We start from the raw sequence: 20,032 nt of genomic DNA on the forward strand, positions 1-20,032 counted from the left end.
CGTACATGCCTGCGCATGGTCTCGACGCCCTGTACAAACCATGTTTGGGTCAAATCAGCAAGCAAAAAATCGTTATTTGTCCGGACTATTCCGCTTTCTCCGCCCGTGCCCGGCAGGAGACGACCCGCGGCCGATGGTCTAAATCTTCCAAAATGGCGATGTCGCGGTAGCCCTCTTTGCGCAGTATCTCTGCCACTGCTGCCCCTTGGTCATAGCCAATTTCAAACAACAACCGGCCCTCTGCCGCCAAAAACCCATGCGCTTGATGCGCGATGGTCGCGTAATGGCTCAACCCATCTTTACCGTCTGTCAGCGCCAATTTTGGCTCATGGTGCACTTCGGGCGACAAGCCCTTCCATACGGCTGGGTGGATATAGGGGGGATTGGAGACAATAAGGTCAAAGCGCTCGGATGGAATCTCTGCACACCAGTCAGATCGGCAAAATCGCACGCGATCCGTTAATTGCAATTTTGCGGCATTGCGCCGTGCCACCTCCAGCGCCTTGGCCGAACAGTCCACCGCAACTCCGCACGCCGATGAATTTACAGCCAAAAGCGATAGAATAATACAGCCCGACCCGACCCCAAGATCCAAGACATTTTGAAACGGGGCCGATAGGGCGCGCGCCACCAGCTCTTCGGTTTCAGGCCGCGGATCCAATACATCGGGGGTGACGATAAAGCGGTGTTCATAAAACTCGCGGTAGCCCAAAATATGCGACATCGGCACATACGCCATCCGCGACTTTAGAGTGGCTTCAAACGCCGCAGAGTGTTCCGCAGTTAACGTCTCCTCGAGCCGCAAAGACACTTGCAGCGCGTCTATGCCCAAAACAAAGGCCAATAAAATCCGCGCCTCACGCCGAGAATCTTCTATACCGGCGCCCGAAAGCCTTTGCCCAGCATGGGTCAAGGCCGTCTGGAGAGTTTGGCTCATCCGTTCATTTCCGCCAGCAAGGCCGCTTGCGCCTCTGAGGTCAAAGCATCAATGATTTCGTCCAAATCACCCTGTAAGATTTGCTCAAGCCGGTAAAGCGTGAGACCGATGCGATGATCGGTCATTCGGCCTTGCGGGTAGTTATAGGTGCGGATTCGTTCTGAGCGGTCGCCAGAGCCCACCTGTGATTTGCGGTCGGCAGATCGCTCCCCATCCACCCGCGCCCGTTCCAGATCATACAGCCGGGTTTTGAGCACCTGCATGGCAATCTCACGGTTGCGGTGCTGCGATTTTTCCGCGCTGACCACGATCAGCCCGGTGGGTAAATGGGTGATGCGCACCGCTGAATCGGTGGTGTTCACATGCTGACCACCGGCCCCGCTGGCCCGCATTGTATCAATGCGAATGTCGCTTGGATCAATGTGAATATCCACATCCTCCGCCTCGGGCAAGACCGCCACAGTGGCCGCTGAGGTGTGAATGCGCCCGCCGCTTTCCGTACTGGGCACGCGCTGCACCCTATGCACACCGCTTTCATACTTCAGCTTGGCAAAAACTCCCTCGCCTTTGATATGGGCGACAAATTCCTTAACGCCGCCAAGTTCGGTGGTTTGATTTTCGATGACATCAAAGCCCCAGCCCTGCGCCTCCACATAGCGCTGATACATGCGGATCAAATCGGCGGCAAAAAGCGCAGCCTCATCGCCGCCCGTTCCGGGGCGAATTTCCAAAATGGCAGGGCGCGCATCCGCCTCATCTTTCGGCAAAAGCGTGAGCTGCAGATCATGTTCGGCCTTGGGCAATGCGGCGCGGAGCACAGGCAGCTCTTCGGCCGCAAGCTCACGCATATCCGGATCATCCATCATCGCTTCAGCATCAGAAATATCGCGAAGCAGGGTCTGATAGGCCCGCACTTCTTCGACCACCGGCCGCAGGTCAGAATATTCCTTAGCCAATTTGGCAATATCGCCCGCGCCCTCAGACATTTGAGCCTCGATGAACTCAAATCTTTGGATGATCTGCTGTAATGTATCTTCTGCTATCATGCCTTCAGCTCGCCTATGTCGCCTGCGGGGTCAAGAGGGGCCAGGGCTTTGGACGCGATTTTAATCAGCAATCCAAGCCTCAATCCGTTTTTTATTGCTGCCCCAATCGGAGCCACCAACACTTGAATGGCCGCGCAGATGGGTGCCGCTCTCATCTCGCCACAGCTCGATGATATCTTTAAAACCCCAAAAGCGCGATCTCAGGAGCACTTTAAGCCGCGCGTCTTGCATCACGATTTCGTGGCGTGGATCTGCCAAGATAGCTGCCCTGATCTGCGTAAAGGGCAGATCATCCCGGCGGATATAATAGCCACTGAGATGCGTTTGCGTGGCGTGTCCGGGCGCCATAGGCCCGCCCGGCCAGTCCGCATATACAAGCGGCCAGAAGCGCGCCACCAGTTGCAGGCCCGCAAAAAGCGCCAGCGCCACGACAAGAATTTTAATCACAGGTTAGACCCTCAACGATAAGCAACACCGGGCAGGATGCTCAAGATTTCGAACATCAAATTCGCCGCTGTTAGGGCGGTATTGCCCGAGGTGTCATACATAGGGCTCACTTCAACCATATCAAACCCCACGATATTCAATCCGCGTAAAGCGCGGATCAGCTCCATGGCCTGCGGCGTGGTCAACCCGCCGATCTCTGGCGTACCGGTGCCGGGGGCATAGGCGGGATCTAGGCTGTCGATATCATAGGTCAGATAGCAGGGGTGATCCCCGATGGCTTGGCGAATCTCCTGACCCAGTGGGGTCAGCGATTTATGCCAAATCTCTGGCGCCGTGATCATGTTAAAGCCCCAACCGGCCGCCTCAGAAAAGTCTTCTGCGGTGTATCCCGTGCCGCGCAGGCCGATTTGATACACCAAATCGGGCACAAGCAGCCCTTCCTCATAGGCGCGGCGGAACACCGTCCCATGGGTTTCACGCTCTCCAAACATCTCATCGTTCACATCCGCATGCGCATCGACATGCACCAAGGCCACAGGCCCGTGCTTTTTCGCAATGGAGCGCAAGATTGGCAGGGTTAAAGAATGATCCCCGCCGAGCGTCGCCGGCACCACAGGGTAGTCGTGCAAACCGTCGTAGGCCGATTCAATAATGCGCAAACTCTCCGCAAGGCTGAAGGTGTTGATGGCAACATCGCCCATATCAGCCACCTGCAGGCTGTCAAAAGGCGCAGCCCCAGTTTGCAAATTATACGGCCGGATCATCGCGCTTTCTTGGCGAATCTGCTTTGGACCAAACCGCGTGCCGGACCGCCAAGAGGTGCCGATATCCATGGGGATGCCCATGATCACCACATCCAAGCCCGCGGGGCCTTGAGCCTCAGGCAGGCGCATGAAGGTTTGCGGCCCAGCAAAACGGGCCAGATCATTGCCGGAAATTGGTTGGTTGGGCATTCGCATATCCTTTGTCTTTGCGCCGAGTTTGCGGGCGATGCCGCTCTGTGGCAATGGAAAACTTAAGCCACGCGCATGGGGTTTTGCCAAGCGCATCACATGCTCTTTTTGCCCTCTGTGCAGGTCAGGCCAGCGATTTTATCTTGATTTCAGCAGTGCTTTTCGCCAAAATCGATACATTACAGGCGCTTGAAGCATTTGAAAAAACTATTGACCACACTCGCCGTCGTGACCGCAGGATTTGGCTGTCTGTATTGGGCCTTCCCTATGTTCTTTTTCGCAATCTACAAAAATAACGTTTATACAACGGAGTTTCGCGTGGATGGAAACAAGTTGCATATGAGCGGGTTGATCAACTCTTACACGCCAGAGCAGCTCAAAGATATCTTCGGCGCACATCCCCAAATTGATACAATCGTTCTGGGTCAGATGCCCGGATCCATTGATGATGAAGCCAATTTGGCCGGGGCGGCTTGGGTGGCGGCGCGCGGGGTTAAGACATACCTGCCACAAGAGGGCAGCATTGCCTCTGGCGCGACGTATTTCTTTCTTGTCGGCAAGAGGCGTGTGGTGGAAGAAGGCGCAGAGGTGGGCGTGCATTCTTGGGCCGATGTGACAGGGGTCACAGCCCGCGATCTTCCCCGCGATGACCCTGCCCATGAACGCTATATTGGTTTTTACGAAGGCATTGGCTGGACGCGCGCGCAGGCGGAGGCCTTTTACTTTTTCACCATCGAAAAAGCACCTGCCGAGGATATTTACCTAATGACCCCGCAAGAGATGCTGGCCACCGGTCTGGCCACAGAGGTCGTGCCTGCCAACCATTGATCAGCCAAAGGCGACCCTGTATCGCCAATGCCGACAGCTTAAGCCCGGCTTGCGCGCAGGTTCCAGCAGTATAGGCACATCAACTCCATACCCACATGCGCCCCCGCAATCGCCGTAGCGCCGGTGGTGTCAAAGGGCGGTGAGACTTCAACCACATCGCCGCCTTTCATATTGATCCCGCGCAACCCACGTAAAATGGCAGCCGCTTGCGCCGACGACAGGCCGCCCCAAACCGGCGTGCCAGTGCCCGGTGCGAAAGCCGGATCAAGGCAATCAATATCAAACGTCAGATAAGTTGGGTGATCGCCCACAATCTCTTTGATCTGTTCCACGGTGGTCGCCCAGCCTTGTTCATGCACGCGGGGCGCATCGATGACATGCACACCGGCGTCATAATCATTCTGGGTGCGAATGCCGACCTGAACAGAGCGTTTTACATCCACGATCCCCTCTTTCACAGCCTTGTAAAACATAGTGCCATGATCCACACGCGCCAGATCATCATCCGGCCAAGTGTCGGAATGGGCGTCAAATTGGATCAGGGCTAGGGGGCCAAATTTCTCCGCATAGGCCCGCAAAATTGGGAAGGTGATGTAATGATCTCCGCCAAGGGTCAAAACCCCTGGCCCCTGAGCCAGAATACCAGAAATATGCGCCTGAAGAGCTGCGGGAAAGGCAGGGATATTGGCGTAGTCAAAGGCCAAATCTCCATAGTCACATATATTGAAATCCGCCAAAGGATTGATGTCCCAGCCATAGGGCGGATCACAGGGTTGCAGGGTGCTCGCTTCACGGATGGCGCGCGGGCCCAGCCTTGTGCCTGGCCGATTGGTCACCGCCTGATCAAACGGAACACCCGTGACCGCAAGATCCACGCCCTCCAGATCTTTTGAATAGCGACGACGCATGAAAGACAAAGCGCCGCCGAAAGCATTTTCAAAGGACATGCCTTTATAGCCCACGCGCGTGATGGCATTATCCACGTCATTTGCTGCATCTTTCAAGGCCATTTACTGCTCCAAAGGTTGCGCGTGCTCTACCAAACGCGCAAAAAATGAGGCCCCAACCGGGGACACCTCGTCATTAAAATCAAACGCTGCATTGTGCCAAGCGGCCCCCTCGCCCTGCCCTAAAAACAAATAGCAGCCGGGCCGTTTCTCCAGAAGGTAGGAAAAATCTTCCGCTCCCATCTCGCGGGTCCGGTCTGTCTCTAGCAATGACGTCCCGCAGACCTCCTCGGCCACCTGGCTGGCAAAGGCAGATTGGTCAGGAGAATTGATCGTGGCGGGATAGCCGCGGGTATAGGTGCATGTCACATCCACCCCAAAGGCCGCCGCATGCCCGGCACAAATCTCTCCCATCCGCCGCTCCACCATATCCTGCACCGGACGGGCAAAACTGCGCACCGTGCCCCCGACAAAGGCGCTGTCATTGATCACATTGTCGATGGTGCCGGCGTGAATTTGCGTCACGCTCACCACCAAATCCTCGACCGCATTATGATTGCGGCTGACGATGGTTTGAAAGGCCTGGGTGATCGACACAGCAGCGGGAATGGCATCCACTGCCAAATGCGGCATGGCCCCATGCCCCCCCTGCCCGGTGATATGCACTTCAAATGTGTCCACCGCGGCCATGATCGGACCTGGCGTTGTGCTCAACTGCCCGGCTGGCGCGCCCGGCTCGCAGTGCAGCGCATAGACAGTTTCTATTCCAAAACGCTCAATAATCCCCTCTTGCACCATAACCTCACCCCCGCCACCATTCTCCTCGGCAGGCTGAAAGATTAAGGCCACAGTGCCGGCAAAATTACGCGTTTCCGCCAAATAGCGCGCGGCCCCGAGCAACATTGTGGTATGGCCATCATGGCCACAGGCGTGCATCTTACCTGGAACTTGACTGGCATAGGCGGCCCCGGTGGCCTCCTCAATTGGCAGCGCGTCCATATCGGCGCGCAGACCAATCACCGGACCGGGCGCACGGCCATGTATCAAAGCCACCAGCCCCGATTGCGCGATGCCGCTGTGAATTTCACTGATGCCAAACTCTTGCAAACGCTCCATCACAAAAGCGGCAGTTTCATGGCACTCGAACCCAAGCTCTGGATTTTGATGCAAATGACGGCGCCAGGCTTTCATATCCTCGGCAAATTCAGCGATACGGTTGACGATTGGCATGGGCTGGCTCCTTATGGGCCAAGAAAAGCGGAATTGAGGGAGCAAAGCAATGGAGAATGATGATCTGCTACATGCAAAAGATGGGGGCATTGAACGGTTGCTTTATATCATGCGCCGCCTGCGTGATCCTGACACGGGCTGCCCTTGGGACATTGAGCAAAGTTTCAGCTCCATTGCCCCCTATACGATCGAAGAAGCCTATGAGGTGGCCGATGCCATTGCGCGCGGCGATATGGCCGATTTGAAGGGAGAACTGGGCGATCTTCTGCTGCAAACCGTCTACCATACAGCAATCGGAGAGGAGGAAGGGCTTTTCACCTTCCACAGTGTCGCCGATGCGATCAGCGATAAAATGGTGGCCCGTCATCCGCATGTGTTCGGCGATCAATCGCGGGATAAAACCGCAGCCCAGCAAACCATTGACTGGGAAACTATTAAGGCCGCAGAACGCGCACAGGCCGATCAAACCCGCGCTTTAGACGGGGTTGCTTTGGGCTTGCCGGCGCTGACACGGGCGGTCAAATTACAAAAGCGTGCGGCGCGGGTTGGCTTTGATTGGCCAGATGTCGAGCAAGTGCTCGACAAGCTGCGCGAGGAAATTGATGAGCTGAAAGAGGCTAAGAGCGCCGCGCATCGTCACGAGGAATTTGGCGACTTGATGTTCGTCATGGCAAATTTGGCCCGGCATATGGGCCTTGATCCCGAGCAGGCTTTACGGGACGCAAATGGAAAATTCACACGACGTTTCAATTCTGTTGAGGCGAAACTTCAACAAGATGGCCGGACGCCTTCTCAGTCAAACCTCGCCGAAATGGACGCGCTTTGGGATGAGGTCAAACGGGAGGAGACAATATCTGAGTAAAACAATCAGGTATTGATCTGACAAAAAGACTCGGATATAATCTCGCCATCACACCGGAGACACTCATGCCCTATTTTCGCCCCATCGCTCTCGCCCTATGCGCCTTTGCCCTTGCCGTCCCCGTGGCCGCCCAGGAGGTCAACGTCTATTCCTATCGCGAGCCGGCCTTGATCCAGCCTTTGATGGATGGGTTCACCGAACAGACCGGAATTGCGGTCAATGTCGCCTTTCTCAACAAGGGCATGATTGAGCGTTTGCGGGCCGAGGGCAGGCGCTCGCCTGCGGATTTGGTATTCACCACAGATATTTCACGGCTTCACAGCGTGGTCTCAGCCGGGCTGACCCAACCGGTGACAGAAGCCAAGCTCACGGACAACATCCCCGCGGCCTATCGCGATCCCGGCAATCATTGGTTTGGCCTAACCGTCCGCGCCCGCGTTATCTATGCCTCAAAAGCACGGGTCAAAAAGGGGGGAGTGACCAGCTACGAAGATCTCGCAGATCCCAAATGGCAGGGGCGTATCTGCACCCGCTCCGGCACGCATTCTTATATGCTTGCCCTCACCGCCGCCTATTTGCATCACCATGGTGAAGCAAACACATTGAATTGGCTCAAAGCGGTGAAAGCCAATCTGGCGCGCAAACCGCAAGGCAACGACCGGGCGCAGGTCAAAGCGATTTGGGCGGGTGAATGTGATATTTCCCTTGGAAACACTTACTATATGGGCCAAATGCTGGCTGATCCCGAGCAGCAAGACTGGGCCAGCAGCGTCTCAATTGAATTTCCCGTGTTTGAGGGGGCGGGCACGCATGTGAATGTGTCGGGCATGGCGATGACCAAATTTGCGCCCAATCGGGCTGAGGCCCTGGCCCTTATGGCCTATCTTGCCGCGCCAGCTGCCCAAGAGGTTTACGCATCTGACAATTACGAATACCCGATTGCCCCTGGCACCCAGGCCGATCCTTTGGTGCAAAGCTGGGGCAGCTTTGAGGCCGACCCGGTCAATCTCAGCACGATTGCCGAGCTCCGCTCAGAGGCGCTGCTGCTCACCGAATTGGCTGATTTTGATGGCTGAACATGAAAAAGGCGCGGGACATGTGCACCGCGCCTTTCGCCTATTATGGCCAAAAAATTTGAAACCACCCTTGTTTATTCCACCGCTGTTACCCTCTGCATGACATCGGGCTGGCCTGTGATTGCACCTGATTGCGGATGCCCGCGCTTCAGCGCATCCACCACATCCATCCCCGCGGTCACCCGTCCGACAACCGTATATTGCCCGTTGAGGAAATAGCCCGGCTCGAACATGATGAAAAACTGACTGTTGGCACTGTTTGGATTTTGCGAGCGGGCCATGCCCACCACGCCGCGATCAAAGGGCACATCTGAAAACTCGGCTGGGATATTGCCCAAATCGGAGCCCCCCATGCCGGCACGCGACATATCCTCGGGATTTTTGCCAAAGCGGACGTCGCCGGTTTGGGCCATAAAACCCTCTATGACCCGGTGAAACACCACACCGTCATAGGCGCCCCGCTCTGCAAGTGCCGTAATCTGCGCGGCATGTAGCGGCGCCACATCCTCAAGCAGATCAATTTGAACAGTGCCGCTTACAGTCTCGCCAACGACCTCAATCTCAAGACCCCCGGCCAAAGCAGGCCCGGCCAAACACGCAAGAAAAGCTGCAAGCCTACGCATCTGCTGCGACCTTCATGGAAATCATACGGTCTGGATTCGGCGCGGGCTCACCGCGGGTAATGGCATCCACATGCTCCATGCCAGATGTGACGCGGCCATAGACCGTGTACTGACCATTGAGAAAGTGATTGTCGGAAAAGTTGATGAAAAATTGGCTGTTGGCCGAATCTGGGTTTTGCGACCGGGCCGCACCGATGGTGCCGCGGTCATGGGGCAGTTTGGAAAACTCAGCCCGCAGATTAGGCAGCTTTGATCCACCTGTGCCAGCCGCGCGCAGGTTGAAGTTATCCTCCATATTGCCATGCTCCACATCGCCCGTCTGTGCCATAAAGCCATCAATCACGCGGTGAAAAGCGACGTTGTCATATTGGCCAGTCCGCACCAAATCTTTCATCCGCTCACAGTGCAACGGCGCCACATCTGGCAAAAGCTCGATGGTGACGGTCCCATCTTTCAATTCCATCAAGATTGTATTTTCGAGATCTTTGGTTTGTGTATCGGCCATTAGGGCGCTCCTTTTGATTTGCTCGGCAACCTAATAAAATTTCCAGCAAAGGAAAAGGCCCAACCGGTTGACCTTGGCCCGATATCGGGTGTTAACAGAGCAACATTTAGGGAGACGAACATGAGCTGGAAAACTTTGGATCAGATGCAACTCATGGGCAAGCGCGTGCTCACCCGTGTCGACATCAACGTGCCGGTCGAAAATGGCCGCGTCACCGATACCACGCGGATTGATCGGATCGTGCCCACGGTGCAGCATATTTTGAAATCCGGCGGCACGCCCATCCTCATCGCCCATTTTGGGCGTCCTAAGGGGCAGATCGTGGATGCACTCTCTTTAAAAGTCACGGTGCCGGCCCTGGAGGCGGCGCTCGGGGTTCCAGTGAAATTCACCAGCCTGGATAGCGCCCGCGAAACCATCGCTTTTGCCAAAAACCAAGTGGTTTTGATTGAAAATATTCGATTCGAACCCGGCGAAGAGCGCAATGATCCGCAATTGGCCCAACGTTTGGCGGATTTGGGAGATATTTATTGCAATGATGCCTTTTCCGCAGCCCATCGCGCCCATGCGTCAACCGAAGCGCTTGCCCGGTTGCGGCCAGCCTGTGCGGGAAGATTGATGGCCGAAGAGCTCTCAACGCTTGAGGCGGCATTGGGCAAGCCCGAGCGCCCTGTGGTGGCGGTCGTCGGCGGGGCCAAGGTCTCTTCGAAATTGGATCTCTTGAGCAATTTGGTGGGGCAAGTGGATCACCTGGTCATCGGTGGTGGCATGGCCAATACATTTCTCGCAGCCCAGGGGCATGCAGTGGGCAAAAGCCTCTGTGAACATGACCTGGCCGATACGGCACGGCGCATTTTGGAACAGGCGCAAGCCGCTGGCTGTGAGATTATTTTGCCGTCTGACATTGTCGTCGCCCGAGAGTTTGCCGCCCATGCGCCCCATGAAACCGTCGCCGCAGAGGCCTGCCCCGATGACGCGATGATCCTAGACGCCGGGCCTGAAACCGTGGCGCGCATTGGCGCATGTTTTGCCCGTGCGCGCACCTTGATTTGGAACGGGCCGCTCGGCGCTTTTGAGATGCAGCCCTTTGACCGGGCCACCAATACCGCTGCGCAATCGGCTGCAACCCTGACCAAAATGGGCAAGCTCATTTCTGTCGCCGGAGGCGGCGATACGGTGGCCGCGCTCAATCAAGCCGGCGCGGCCGATGGCTTTAGCTATATCTCCACCGCCGGCGGCGCATTCTTGGAATGGATGGAAGGCAAAGATTTGCCCGGCGTCGCGGCGCTGACCGCATAAATCGTTAAGCGCGCCTAATTTCAAACCGTTAGCGCCACCAATATTGAAGCTTTGCGCCAAGCCGCCTAAACCCCTGCTATAGGTTCAACTTTGAGTAGGTCGCCCGCATGTCATATCAAGATCAACGAGACTTAATTCACGCCGGCCAAGGCTTTATTGCCGCCTTGGATCAAAGCGGTGGCTCCACTCCAAAAGCACTTGCCGCCTATGGCGTTGACGCTGCAGCTTTCTCCTCTGATGCCGAAATGTTTGATATGATTCACGCCATGCGCAGCCGCATTGTGCATGCGCCTGACTTCACAGGGGCTAAAGTGGTGGGCGCGATTCTATTTGAAGACACGATGGACCGGGAATTTGTCGGGCAATCGGCGCCGCAATATTTGTGGCAGCAACGCGGCGTTGTGCCCTTTTTGAAGGTCGACAAGGGCCTGCAAGACACCGCCGACGACGTGCAATTGCTCAAACCTATGCCGGATCTCGACGCGCTTTTGCAGCGCGCCGCAGCATTGGGCGTTTTTGGAACCAAGATGCGCTCCGTGATTCATGGCGCTAACCCCACCGGCATCTATCAAATTGTCGCGCAGCAATTTGAGATTGGCGCGCAGATCATCGCTCAGGGCCTTATTCCCATTCTTGAGCCAGAAGTTTCCATCACGATTTCGGATAAGGCAGAGGCGGAAAATTTGCTTTGTGATGCAATCTTAAACCATCTCGACGCTTTGCCCGCGGATCAAACGGTTATGCTCAAGCTCACCCTGCCCGAAACCGCCAATCTTTACAGCCGGCTGTGCCAGCACCCGCGTGTTCTATCAGTTGTGGCGCTCTCAGGCGGCTATAGCCGCGCCGAGGCCAATGCGCGCCTGTCCCAAAACAGCAAGATGATTGCCAGCTTCTCCCGCGCCCTCACCGAAGGGCTATCTGCACAGCAATCCGATGCACAATTCAATCAAACCTTGAGCCAAACCATCGACGAAATCTACCGCGCCTCCATCGCCGGTTAAAATCTAACAGAAAAACGAATCAGGGGATTCACAAGGGACACCGAGCGTGCCATAATGCTTAAAAGCCCATAAGAGGCACAAGGCAGTAGATGAGACAGCGCAGCATCCCTCCAATTGGCCCCCTGGCCGTGACATTTGTGTCGTTGACCCTGGCCGCCTATTTCATATTCTCCGCCATTCAAGGCGATTATGGCATTTTACGTCGGGCAGCCTATCAAGCAGAAGCCGATGGGTTGCAGCGCAAATTGAGCACATTGCAAAATTCAATTGCCCAGCTGGAAAACAAAACCCTGCGCCTTTCCGATCACTATTTAGATCTTGATCTGTTGGATCAACAGGCGCGTGACGTACTGGGATTCATCCGTCCTGATGAAATCGTCATTCAGTAAATCAATCTAAATATCTATATCCAAAACATAAAACACCATAGAAAATAAATTGTTCACATTTGCAATCAACCTGTGATAAAGAATAGTTTAACGCTAAACTATTTTTACGAGGTCCCGATGGCGGCTAAAAAAACAAGCAAAGCAAATGTCTCAAAAGACGATTTGCTGCATTACTACCGCGAGATGCTGCTGATCCGGCGATTCGAAGAAAAAGCAGGCCAACTCTATGGCATGGGTTTGATTGGTGGCTTTTGTCATCTCTACATCGGTCAGGAAGCCGTTGTGGTTGGCCTCGAAGCGGCCGCAGAAGAAGGCGACAAGCGCGTGACCTCCTACCGCGATCACGGCCATATGCTGGCCTGCGGCATGGAAGCCAACGGCGTTATGGCTGAGCTGACAGGTCGCAGCGGCGGTTATTCCAAAGGCAAAGGCGGCTCGATGCATATGTTCTCGAAAGAGAAACATTTCTACGGCGGTCACGGCATTGTTGGCGCGCAGGTGCCCATCGGTGCTGGCCTCGCATTTGCTGACAAATACCTCGGCAATGGCCGGGTGACATTTGCCTATTTTGGCGATGGCGCGGCCAATCAAGGGCAGGTTTATGAAACCTTCAACATGGCGGCTCTCTGGGATCTTCCAGTTGTTTTTGTCATTGAAAACAATCAATACGCCATGGGTACATCACAGCAGCGCTCCACCTCATCGGCAGAAATTTACGAGCGCGGCCGTGCCTTTGGTATTCCGGGCGAAGCCGTTGATGGCATGGATGTTTTGGCGGTGAAAGCCGCTGGCGAGACCGCCGTTGCCCATTGCCGCGCGGGCAAAGGCCCCTACATTCTCGAAATCAAAACCTACCGCTACCGTGGCCACTCTATGTCCGATCCCGCCAAATACCGGACCCGCGAAGAGGTGCAGAAAATCCGCGAGGAAAAAGACGCCATTGAACATGTGCGCGATCTGCTTCTGACCGGCAAACATTGCAGCGAAGAAGATCTCAAGGCGATCGATAAAGACATCAAAGCCGTGGTCAACGAAAGCGCGGAATTTGCAAAACAAAGCCCAGAACCGGCTTTGGATGAACTTTGGACAGATATTTACGCACAGGCGGAGGCTTAACCCATGGCGATTGAAATCTTGATGCCCGCACTGTCTCCCACCATGGAAGAAGGCACCTTGGCCAAATGGCTGGTTGCCGAAGGTGATAAAGTCAGCTCCGGCGATATTCTGGCCGAAATTGAAACCGACAAAGCCACAATGGAATTTGAGGCGGTCGATGAGGGGGTCATTGGCAAACTGTTGATCGCGGAAGGGACGGCCAATGTGACTGTAAACTCTGCCATTGCCGTTTTGCTGGACGAGGGCGAGAGCCTGTCCGATGCAGCCTCTCCTGCCCCAGCAGCGGCCCCAGCGGCCAGCGCGGCTCAGCCGGCGGCCTCAGCGCCCGCTGCATCTGCACAAGCCCCGGTTGCCGTGCAAGTCGTTGAGCCTGATTTGCCGGCTGGCACGACATTTAAAAGTCTCACCGTGCGTGAGGCCATTCGCGAGGCCATGTCCGAAGAGATGCGCTCTGATGAAACGGTCTTTCTCATGGGGGAAGAGGTGGCCGAATACCAAGGCGCCTATAAGATCTCGCAGGGTATGCTTGATGAGTTTGGCCCAAAGCGGGTGATTGATACGCCAATTACCGAACATGGGTTTGCCGGTATTGCGGTTGGTGCCGCTTTTGGCGGGCTCAAGCCCGTGGTCGAATTCATGACGTTTAACTTCGCCATGCAGGCGATGGATCATATCATCAACTCGGCAGCCAAGACCCTCTATATGTCTGGTGGTCAAATGGGCGCGCCCATGGTGTTTCGTGGCCCCAATGGGGCCGCCGCCCGCGTTGGCGCGCAGCACAGCCAGGACTATGCGGCCTGGTATGCCCATATTCCCGGGCTCAAAGTTGTGATGCCCTATTCGGCAGATGACGCCAAAGGCCTGCTCAAATCAGCCATTCGTGATCCAAACCCGGTGATCTTTTTGGAGAATGAAATTCTCTATGGCCAGAGCTTCCAAGTCCCAGATTTGCCCGATTACACCGTACCTCTTGGCAAAGCGCGCATCTGGCGCGAAGGCAATGACATCACATTGGTCAGCTTCGGCATCGGCATGAAATATGCGCTGGAAGCGGCAGATCAACTGGCCGAGATGGGCGTGAGTGCGGAAGTCATCGACCTGCGCTGTTTGCGTCCCTTGGACACAGAGACGGTCGTGAATTCTGTAAAAAAGACCAATCGCTGCGTCACAATCGAAGAGGGATTTCCAGTCTGCTCCATCGGCAGCCATATCTCCTCAGTTCTCATGCAGGAGGCTTTTGACTACCTCGACGCCCCCGTTATGACCTGCACAGGCAAGGATGTTCCCATGCCCTATGCGGCCAATCTTGAGAAACTTGCCCTGGTCACCACCGCTGAGGTGATGACGGCGGCCAAATCTGTCCTCTACCGTTAAGGAGCGCCCCATGGCACTTGAAATTCTTATGCCGGCCCTATCGCCCACCATGGAAGAGGGCACCCTGGCCAAATGGTTGGTTGCTGAAGGTGATCGGGTTCAATCTGGCGATCTGTTGGCTGAGATTGAAACCGACAAAGCCACAATGGAGTTTGAGGCGGTGGACGAAGGCGTCATTGGCAAGCTCCTGGTGGCCGAGGGCACGGCGAATGTGAAGGTCAACTCGGCCATTGCTATCTTGCTTGAAGAGGGTGATGCGGCGGATGCGACCGTCTCGCCTGCTCAAAGCGCCGCTGCCGCTGCCCCTTTGACCCATGAGGCCAACGCCGTAGATGCGCCAGCCGCCACAGCGGCGCCCGCCGCCGCAATCTCAAATGACGGCACGCGCATTTTTGCCTCGCCTCTGGCGCGTCGCATTGCAGCCGATCAAGGCTTAGATCTGGTCAAGATTACCGGATCTGGCCCCAAAGGGCGGATTGTGAAAGCCGATGTGAGTGGCGCCCCCGCCCCTGCCTCCGTTTCCGCGCCCCCGCCAATGGCCGCCGCCCCCGCCGCCAGCTTGCCCAGCTCCGCAAGCGTGGAAGCGCTCTATCAGGGGCGCAGCTATAAAACGGTGCCTTTGGATGGGATGCGCCGGGTCATTGCCGACCGGTTGACCGAAGCCAAGCAAACCATCCCACATTTCTATCTACGCCGCGACATTCAGCTCGATACTCTGCTCAAGCTGCGCAGTGAGGTGAACGCGGGTCTCGAAGCCCGAGGTGTGAAACTCTCGGTGAATGACTTTATCATCAAAGCCTGCGCCATGGCGTTGCAAAGCGTACCGGCCGCCAATGCGGTTTGGGCCGGAGATCGCGTTTTGCAGATGGAGGCTTCCGATATCTCTGTCGCCGTCGCCATTGAAGGCGGATTATTCACCCCCGTCCTGCAAGACGCTGACAGCAAATCTTTGTCAAAATTGGCCGTTGAGATGAAAGATCTTGCCGCCCGTGCCCGCAGTCGCAAATTGGCACCCCATGAATATCAAGGCGGCAGCTTCTCAATCTCGAATCTCGGCATGATGGGCATTGATAACTTTGATGCGGTGATTAACCCCCCACAAGGGGCTATTCTCGCGGTCGGAGCTGGCAAGAAACGCCCCGTTGTGAGCGACGATGGCACGCTGAGCGTGGCGACGGTCATGTCCGTCACCATGTCAGTGGATCACCGGGTGATTGACGGGGCTTTGGGCGCCGAATTGCTCGATGCGATTGTCAACAATCTCGAACATCCCCTGTCCATGCTGGCGTAGCAGACCACCAATATGTGAAAAACCCGGCTCAGCCTATGCTGCAGCCGGGTTTTTTGTACCTGATCTCGTGGCTATCGGCCACTCACCCTAAGAGTTGGTCCATCGTGATCGATGGCTGTTCACAGCCGGCTTCTCCAACGATTTTGGCAGGAACTCCGGCTACGGTTTTACAGGGCGGCACCTCATGAAGCACCACGGAGCCTGCGGCAATGCGGCTGCAATGGCCCACTTTGATATTGCCCAGAACCTTGGCGCCGGCTCCAATCAAAACACCATCGCCGATCTTAGGGTGGCGTTCATCATCTTGTTTGCCCGTTCCCCCCAAGGTCACCGAATGCAGCATCGAAACATTGTCGCCCACCACGGCCGTCTCACCAATCACAATAGAATGGGCGTGATCAATCATCAGCCCGCGTCCGATAACGGCTGCGGGGTGAATATCAATGCCAAAGACTTCAGAAATTCGCGATTGGAAAAAATAGGCCAGATCTTTGCGCCCATCGCGCCAGAGGGCATGGCCCACGCGATAGGCTTGAATGGCCTGGAAGCCTTTGAAGAATAACAAAGGTTGCGTAAGGTTATGGCAGGCTGGGTCGCGCTCACGCACCGCCATGAGATCCGCGCGCGAATAGGCACCGAGCTCCTCCGACCGGATGGTATGATCGGCAATTTCGCGCAGCATTTGCTCGGGCATTTCTGCTGAGGCCAGCTTGAGCGCAATGCGGTACGACAGAGCCTGCTCCAAGCTGCTGTGATGTAAAATGCTGGAGTGGATCATAGCGCCCAAAAGCGGCTCTTGCTCCAATGCGCTTTGCGCCTGCCGCACCATTTCATCCCAAACCGGGTCGATGGATTTCAAATGCGCTGCTGTCTGTGCCATGGGTTCATCCTCTGGTTGACGCGTTCTTTTCCTACATAAGCGGATTATCAAACTTATCAACCTATGTGCAGCCGATCAACGCAATCGTCTTGACGCGTCAAATCGTGAAACGAAACTTGCGGCGCAGGCCAGGACCAAAACTTTCAGAGAGCTGCGCCACTTGCAGCTCAAGCAGACCCTGCGCCCCATCAAGCGCCTGCATCGCGGCGCTATAGCGCCATTGCGCTTGATGGACCTCTTCGAGGCGTAGCAGCTGGGCACCCGAGAATATTTTTACCTGATAGCGTTCCTGCGTTTCGGACAGGGGGATCTCTGCCAAATCCCAAGATGCCCCATCCAAGCGCGCGCGCCTGATCCAGGAAAATTCTAAATCTGCGCCATCCCATTTTTGCGCCAAATGCACCGGTGCATAGGGGCGCAGCCCGTTGCCAGCAAAGGCTGCGCTGAGCTTGCGATAGCTGTAATCAGAATAGGGCCGTGCCGCGGGACCGATTTGGAAATACTGCAGGGTATTGCGCCCGGAAGCTGCCAATTCGATCTGTTCCGGCGTGCCATCAAGCAATACAAAATAGGACCCTGCAGGCCATTGCGCCGGCATCAAAGCGTCACTGCCCAATTGACCGCGCAAGCGGCCCGACAGTTCGTAGCGGCCCGGGGCCACAAGATCGGCCGATTGAAACTGGAAGATCTCCCAATTGTCTTGGCTGCCGTCGCCAATCGCAGCCAAATTCGCCCCGGCCAAGAGCGCCTCAGAGGTCACACCCGACAGGCTGCCGCGTGTCAGCTCCACCACAAGCGGCGCGCCGTGATCCAAAATTCCCGGCGTTGCAGCGGCCAAAGGCGCCAGTGTAACGCCCAAGACCGCCGGAGATTTTACCAAAGTGTTGAGCGTATAATCCGCATCATAGCGCGAGCTGTAAACTGCGACAGGCCCGGGCCAAGGCTCCGCGGTTGCGGCGATATATGGCGCATGTGGCAGCTCATCGCCTGTGATGAGCGGCAAATCCAGGAACAGTGGGAACACTGGCGTAATGGGTGTTGCGGCTGGCAGTTCCAGCGGGTTTTGTGCCAAGCTCGACCCCTCATAGAGGGTTTCATCGACCCGCACCGCCTGTGCCAATCCCTGATCCCCTTGCTCGAATTGATCGATCCGGTAGGAGGCCAGACCGCCCGGCTCTGCCAGTTTGACCACATCCCCGGCCCCCAAATGCCCCAAGGATGGCGGAAGGGCGAAAGACGCGCGGTCGGATGGGTATCAAACCTTTGCTCGGCCGATTGCAAAAGCAAAGGCACCGCAGAGGCCGCCTCTGAGATCAATTTGACAGCACGAAAGCCGACTGGATTGCCTTGAAATCCACTGCGTGTGATCGAGACAGCGTCTCGCGCGGACCACACGACACGGCCCGACGAATGATAGGCGATTACCGGTCCTGCGGCAGACGCCTTGGATTCAGTCGCGGGTTTTGTGGCGGATTTGAACAGATTCAAAACCATAGGGCGGCTCCTCATACTATGGCGCGTTCGCCGATTTGAAATCAATTTGAGGCAAATTATTTACAAAGCGGCGAACAGGGCGTGCGCCACTCTTAATTTTTAGTTAACCGTCACAGGCTCCTGATTTGCGGATCAAAAATGGGCTGCGCGGGCGCCAGCATAAGCTCAAAAATCGCCCAAACCAAAGCATCCACCCGATCCGGGCTACCCGATCCGCGATATCCTTGATGGGTCATCCGGCACATTTGATCTTCGAGAGCCTGTAGACCCGCAGCATGTGTCACCCGCCCCTGCTCATAGAGAGCGGCCACAGGTTCGGCCCGCACGGCTTTGCCGCGCGCCGCATGTACCCCGGTAAAGGGAATAAGCGGGTCCAGGGTCGCAATGATCGTCTTGACCATATCGCCGCCTTGGTTGACCTCAGCCACCAAGCGATCCGCGTGAAACTCCTGCATGGCCGCAATCGCTCTGCGCGCCCAATCATTGGGAGATTTTGGCTTAAATGACAGATCAGCCAAGACAGTGGCACGCCAAGACTGCGCAGGCCCCTGGGTGCGCGCGCCCACCACCACGATCCCGCATTCATCGGAGGATTTGGAATGGGTCACCGGAGGATCCACCGCCACGACAATACGATCAAAGCTATTGAGATCCACCTCAGCAGAGCGGGTGAAATGCGCATGTGACCAAAGCGCGCCCTCCTCCTGATCCAGCAAGACCCCATCCAACTCCTGTCGGGCGAGCCGGGTGCCGGCATATTTTGCACGCACGTCTTGCAAGAAAGATTTGGCAAATTGGCGCGATTGGCATCGGTGCTGGCGTGGGTGCTGCGGGTATTGTCGCGCGCAAGGATCTCTTTAAGCGTCGCGACATTGCGCGGGGTGGTTGTCACCAATTGCTGCGGATTATCGCCCAAACGCAAAGAAAATTGCAGCATGTCCCAGGCCTCTTGCGGTTTTTTCCACTTGGCCAATTCATCCACCCAAGCGCAATCAAACTGCGGTCCGCGCAGGCTTTCCGGATCGGAGGCCGAATAGATTTGCGCCACAGCCCCATTGGGCCAAGTCAATTGCCGGCGCGTGGCCGACCAATGCGGCCGGCGGTCTGGCGGGGCACAAGCCAGAATGCCGCTCTCGCCAAAGACCATCACCTCACGGGCTTGATCCAAAGTCTCGCCGACCAGCGCCACCCGCGCGCAGCGGCCCGGCATTTTGGGCCGGCTGCCCTCGACCATCTGACGGATCCATTCCGATCCGGCCCGGGTTTTGCCCGCGCCGCGCCCCCCCAAGATCACCCAGGTGCGCCAATCACCTTCCGGTGGCAATTGATGCTCCATGGCCCAAAATTCGAACATCCAAGGCAGAGCGCGCAGCTCATCCTCGGTCAGCTCCTTTAGGAAGTCTTTTTGGACCCTGGGCGCGGCGGAGGCGATCCAAGCGGCGCCCAATTGACTGCCGCATGGCGTCGAAGTCGATGTCAGTTTCGCCACGGGTTTCTTTTGATTTGGACTCTTCATAAGATAATTTGACCTCAATGTTCAGCAATTGCTGGCGGGCATTGTCTAAGTCTCTGACGCATTTCACCAATCTTGCGGTGTCGGCCTCTGTGTCGTATTTGACGGCCTGTAATATCTCGACGATTTCACTGGAGTATTCCGCAACAATCGCCCGATATTTATCTCGCAAAATCACGTCACGCCCGTCGATTGGGACGGGAGTTGATTTTGTCATATGT

The 20,032-nt window shown here is 56.1% G+C and carries 20 protein-coding genes and 2 pseudogenes; 10 read left to right on the top strand and 12 right to left on the bottom strand.

Annotated elements, in window-relative coordinates; all coding sequences use genetic code 11:
* Window positions 1-85: 85 nt before the first annotated feature.
* From prmC to speB (RCA23_RS09130), 4 genes are read right to left on the bottom strand one after another with little or no spacing between them, the layout of a single operon-like run.
* Window positions 86-937, bottom strand: coding sequence for a peptide chain release factor N(5)-glutamine methyltransferase (gene prmC / locus RCA23_RS09115; protein ID WP_044050051.1), 852 nt, complete (start codon window positions 935-937; stop codon window positions 86-88).
* Window positions 934-1,983 carry a peptide chain release factor 1 gene (gene prfA / locus RCA23_RS09120; RefSeq protein ID WP_044050052.1) on the bottom strand — a complete coding sequence of 350 codons (1,050 nt, stop codon included), beginning with the start codon at window positions 1,981-1,983 and terminating at the stop codon, window positions 934-936. Before prfA ends, prmC begins: the two co-directional genes overlap by 4 nt.
* A 60-nt stretch (window positions 1,984-2,043) precedes the next feature.
* The gene (locus RCA23_RS09125; RefSeq protein ID WP_044050053.1) at window positions 2,044-2,430 is read right to left on the bottom strand and encodes a DUF1499 domain-containing protein; all 387 of its coding nucleotides are present in this window, start codon (window positions 2,428-2,430) and stop codon (window positions 2,044-2,046) included.
* Window positions 2,431-2,441: 11 nt separating this feature from the next.
* Window positions 2,442-3,383: an agmatinase gene (speB, locus tag RCA23_RS09130; protein WP_044051441.1), complete on the bottom strand. Its 942-nt coding sequence runs from the start codon at window positions 3,381-3,383 to the stop codon at window positions 2,442-2,444.
* A gap of 53 nt (window positions 3,384-3,436) precedes the next feature.
* Between speB (RCA23_RS09130) and RCA23_RS09135 the strand changes: the two genes are divergently transcribed.
* Both RCA23_RS09135 and RCA23_RS09140 read left to right on the top strand, forming a co-directional pair.
* Window positions 3,437-3,679, top strand: coding sequence for a hypothetical protein (locus RCA23_RS09135; RefSeq protein WP_044050054.1), 243 nt, complete (start codon window positions 3,437-3,439; stop codon window positions 3,677-3,679).
* Window positions 3,680-3,701: 22 nt separating this feature from the next.
* Window positions 3,702-4,211, top strand: coding sequence for an alpha/beta hydrolase (locus RCA23_RS09140; RefSeq protein ID WP_169701384.1), 510 nt, complete (start codon window positions 3,702-3,704; stop codon window positions 4,209-4,211).
* 38 nt (window positions 4,212-4,249) lie between these two features.
* Here the strand turns inward: RCA23_RS09140 and speB (RCA23_RS09145) are convergent, their stop codons facing one another.
* Both speB (RCA23_RS09145) and RCA23_RS09150 read right to left on the bottom strand, forming a co-directional pair.
* Window positions 4,250-5,221 (bottom strand): agmatinase, encoded by a 972-nt coding sequence (speB, locus tag RCA23_RS09145; protein WP_044050055.1) that lies wholly within the window; start codon window positions 5,219-5,221, stop codon window positions 4,250-4,252.
* On the bottom strand, window positions 5,222-6,388 hold the full coding sequence (locus RCA23_RS09150) for a M20 aminoacylase family protein (protein ID WP_044050056.1): 1,167 nt from the start codon (window positions 6,386-6,388) through the stop codon (window positions 5,222-5,224). It lies immediately after the preceding gene.
* A gap of 49 nt (window positions 6,389-6,437) precedes the next feature.
* On the opposite strand from RCA23_RS09150, the gene mazG reads away from it, so the two are divergent.
* Both mazG and RCA23_RS09160 read left to right on the top strand, forming a co-directional pair.
* Window positions 6,438-7,250 (top strand): nucleoside triphosphate pyrophosphohydrolase, encoded by an 813-nt coding sequence (gene mazG, locus RCA23_RS09155; protein WP_044050057.1) that lies wholly within the window; start codon window positions 6,438-6,440, stop codon window positions 7,248-7,250.
* A gap of 65 nt (window positions 7,251-7,315) precedes the next feature.
* Window positions 7,316-8,326: an extracellular solute-binding protein gene (locus RCA23_RS09160; protein WP_044050058.1), complete on the top strand. Its 1,011-nt coding sequence runs from the start codon at window positions 7,316-7,318 to the stop codon at window positions 8,324-8,326.
* Between the two features lie 74 nt (window positions 8,327-8,400).
* Here RCA23_RS09160 and RCA23_RS09165 read toward each other — a convergent pair whose 3' ends face one another.
* Window positions 8,401-8,949: a peptidylprolyl isomerase gene (locus RCA23_RS09165; protein WP_044050059.1), complete on the bottom strand. Its 549-nt coding sequence runs from the start codon at window positions 8,947-8,949 to the stop codon at window positions 8,401-8,403.
* A complete protein-coding gene (locus RCA23_RS09170) occupies window positions 8,942-9,454 on the bottom strand; it encodes a peptidylprolyl isomerase (RefSeq protein ID WP_044050060.1) in 513 nt (170 codons plus the stop codon). Before RCA23_RS09170 ends, RCA23_RS09165 begins: the two co-directional genes overlap by 8 nt.
* A 120-nt stretch (window positions 9,455-9,574) precedes the next feature.
* Here RCA23_RS09170 and RCA23_RS09175 point away from each other — a divergent pair, with 120 nt between their 5' ends.
* The 6 genes from RCA23_RS09175 (at window position 9,575) to RCA23_RS09200 (ending at window position 15,924) form a co-directional block, all read left to right on the top strand.
* A complete protein-coding gene (locus RCA23_RS09175; RefSeq protein WP_044050061.1) occupies window positions 9,575-10,753 on the top strand; it encodes a phosphoglycerate kinase in 1,179 nt (392 codons plus the stop codon).
* A gap of 107 nt (window positions 10,754-10,860) precedes the next feature.
* Window positions 10,861-11,754, top strand: coding sequence for a fructose bisphosphate aldolase (locus RCA23_RS09180; protein WP_044050062.1), 894 nt, complete (start codon window positions 10,861-10,863; stop codon window positions 11,752-11,754).
* An 89-nt stretch (window positions 11,755-11,843) separates the two neighbouring features.
* Complete coding sequence (locus RCA23_RS09185) at window positions 11,844-12,143, top strand: FtsB family cell division protein (protein ID WP_044050063.1); 300 nt, start codon at window positions 11,844-11,846, stop codon at window positions 12,141-12,143.
* Between the two features lie 117 nt (window positions 12,144-12,260).
* Window positions 12,261-13,259 (top strand): pyruvate dehydrogenase (acetyl-transferring) E1 component subunit alpha, encoded by a 999-nt coding sequence (gene pdhA, locus RCA23_RS09190; RefSeq protein ID WP_044050064.1) that lies wholly within the window; start codon window positions 12,261-12,263, stop codon window positions 13,257-13,259.
* A gap of 3 nt (window positions 13,260-13,262) precedes the next feature.
* A complete protein-coding gene (locus tag RCA23_RS09195; RefSeq protein ID WP_044050065.1) occupies window positions 13,263-14,633 on the top strand; it encodes a pyruvate dehydrogenase complex E1 component subunit beta in 1,371 nt (456 codons plus the stop codon).
* A 10-nt stretch (window positions 14,634-14,643) separates the two neighbouring features.
* Window positions 14,644-15,924 carry a pyruvate dehydrogenase complex dihydrolipoamide acetyltransferase gene (locus tag RCA23_RS09200; protein ID WP_044050066.1) on the top strand — a complete coding sequence of 427 codons (1,281 nt, stop codon included), beginning with the start codon at window positions 14,644-14,646 and terminating at the stop codon, window positions 15,922-15,924.
* Window positions 15,925-16,006: 82 nt separating this feature from the next.
* Here RCA23_RS09200 and cysE read toward each other — a convergent pair whose 3' ends face one another.
* The 4 genes and pseudogenes from cysE to RCA23_RS09215 all read right to left on the bottom strand — a co-directional run bounded on the left by cysE (window position 16,007) and on the right by RCA23_RS09215 (window position 19,814).
* Complete coding sequence (cysE, locus tag RCA23_RS09205; RefSeq protein WP_044050067.1) at window positions 16,007-16,804, bottom strand: serine O-acetyltransferase; 798 nt, start codon at window positions 16,802-16,804, stop codon at window positions 16,007-16,009.
* A gap of 97 nt (window positions 16,805-16,901) precedes the next feature.
* A complete protein-coding gene (locus RCA23_RS09210; RefSeq protein ID WP_169701385.1) occupies window positions 16,902-17,996 on the bottom strand; it encodes a GTA baseplate fiber-binding domain-containing protein in 1,095 nt (364 codons plus the stop codon).
* 41 nt (window positions 17,997-18,037) lie between these two features.
* Window positions 18,038-18,298, bottom strand: a pseudogene (locus tag RCA23_RS16770) (phage portal protein); the annotation flags it as partial.
* Between the two features lie 110 nt (window positions 18,299-18,408).
* Window positions 18,409-19,814 (bottom strand): annotated as a pseudogene (locus RCA23_RS09215) (DNA-packaging protein).
* Window positions 19,815-20,032: the final 218 nt, after the last annotated feature.

Origin of the sequence: Planktomarina temperata RCA23 (genome assembly GCF_000738435.1) — a bacterium.
GTDB lineage: Bacteria > Pseudomonadota > Alphaproteobacteria > Rhodobacterales > Rhodobacteraceae > Planktomarina > Planktomarina temperata.

Coding starts and splice junctions, on each gene's coding strand:
- RCA23_RS09135 (WP_044050054.1), top strand. CDS start 3,437: ATGGAAAACTTAAGCCACGCGCATGGGGTTTTGCCAAGCGCATCACAT.
- prmC (WP_044050051.1), bottom strand. CDS start 937: ATGAGCCAAACTCTCCAGACGGCCTTGACCCATGCTGGGCAAAGGCTT.
- prfA (WP_044050052.1), bottom strand. CDS start 1,983: ATGATAGCAGAAGATACATTACAGCAGATCATCCAAAGATTTGAGTTC.
- RCA23_RS09185 (WP_044050063.1), top strand. CDS start 11,844: ATGAGACAGCGCAGCATCCCTCCAATTGGCCCCCTGGCCGTGACATTT.
- mazG (WP_044050057.1), top strand. CDS start 6,438: ATGGAGAATGATGATCTGCTACATGCAAAAGATGGGGGCATTGAACGG.
- RCA23_RS09180 (WP_044050062.1), top strand. CDS start 10,861: ATGTCATATCAAGATCAACGAGACTTAATTCACGCCGGCCAAGGCTTT.
- RCA23_RS09195 (WP_044050065.1), top strand. CDS start 13,263: ATGGCGATTGAAATCTTGATGCCCGCACTGTCTCCCACCATGGAAGAA.
- RCA23_RS09170 (WP_044050060.1), bottom strand. CDS start 9,454: ATGGCCGATACACAAACCAAAGATCTCGAAAATACAATCTTGATGGAA.
- RCA23_RS09150 (WP_044050056.1), bottom strand. CDS start 6,388: ATGCCAATCGTCAACCGTATCGCTGAATTTGCCGAGGATATGAAAGCC.
- RCA23_RS09200 (WP_044050066.1), top strand. CDS start 14,644: ATGGCACTTGAAATTCTTATGCCGGCCCTATCGCCCACCATGGAAGAG.
- pdhA (WP_044050064.1), top strand. CDS start 12,261: ATGGCGGCTAAAAAAACAAGCAAAGCAAATGTCTCAAAAGACGATTTG.
- speB (WP_044050055.1), bottom strand. CDS start 5,221: ATGGCCTTGAAAGATGCAGCAAATGACGTGGATAATGCCATCACGCGC.
- RCA23_RS09160 (WP_044050058.1), top strand. CDS start 7,316: ATGCCCTATTTTCGCCCCATCGCTCTCGCCCTATGCGCCTTTGCCCTT.
- RCA23_RS09165 (WP_044050059.1), bottom strand. CDS start 8,949: ATGCGTAGGCTTGCAGCTTTTCTTGCGTGTTTGGCCGGGCCTGCTTTG.
- cysE (WP_044050067.1), bottom strand. CDS start 16,804: ATGGCACAGACAGCAGCGCATTTGAAATCCATCGACCCGGTTTGGGAT.
- speB (WP_044051441.1), bottom strand. CDS start 3,383: ATGCCCAACCAACCAATTTCCGGCAATGATCTGGCCCGTTTTGCTGGG.
- RCA23_RS09175 (WP_044050061.1), top strand. CDS start 9,575: ATGAGCTGGAAAACTTTGGATCAGATGCAACTCATGGGCAAGCGCGTG.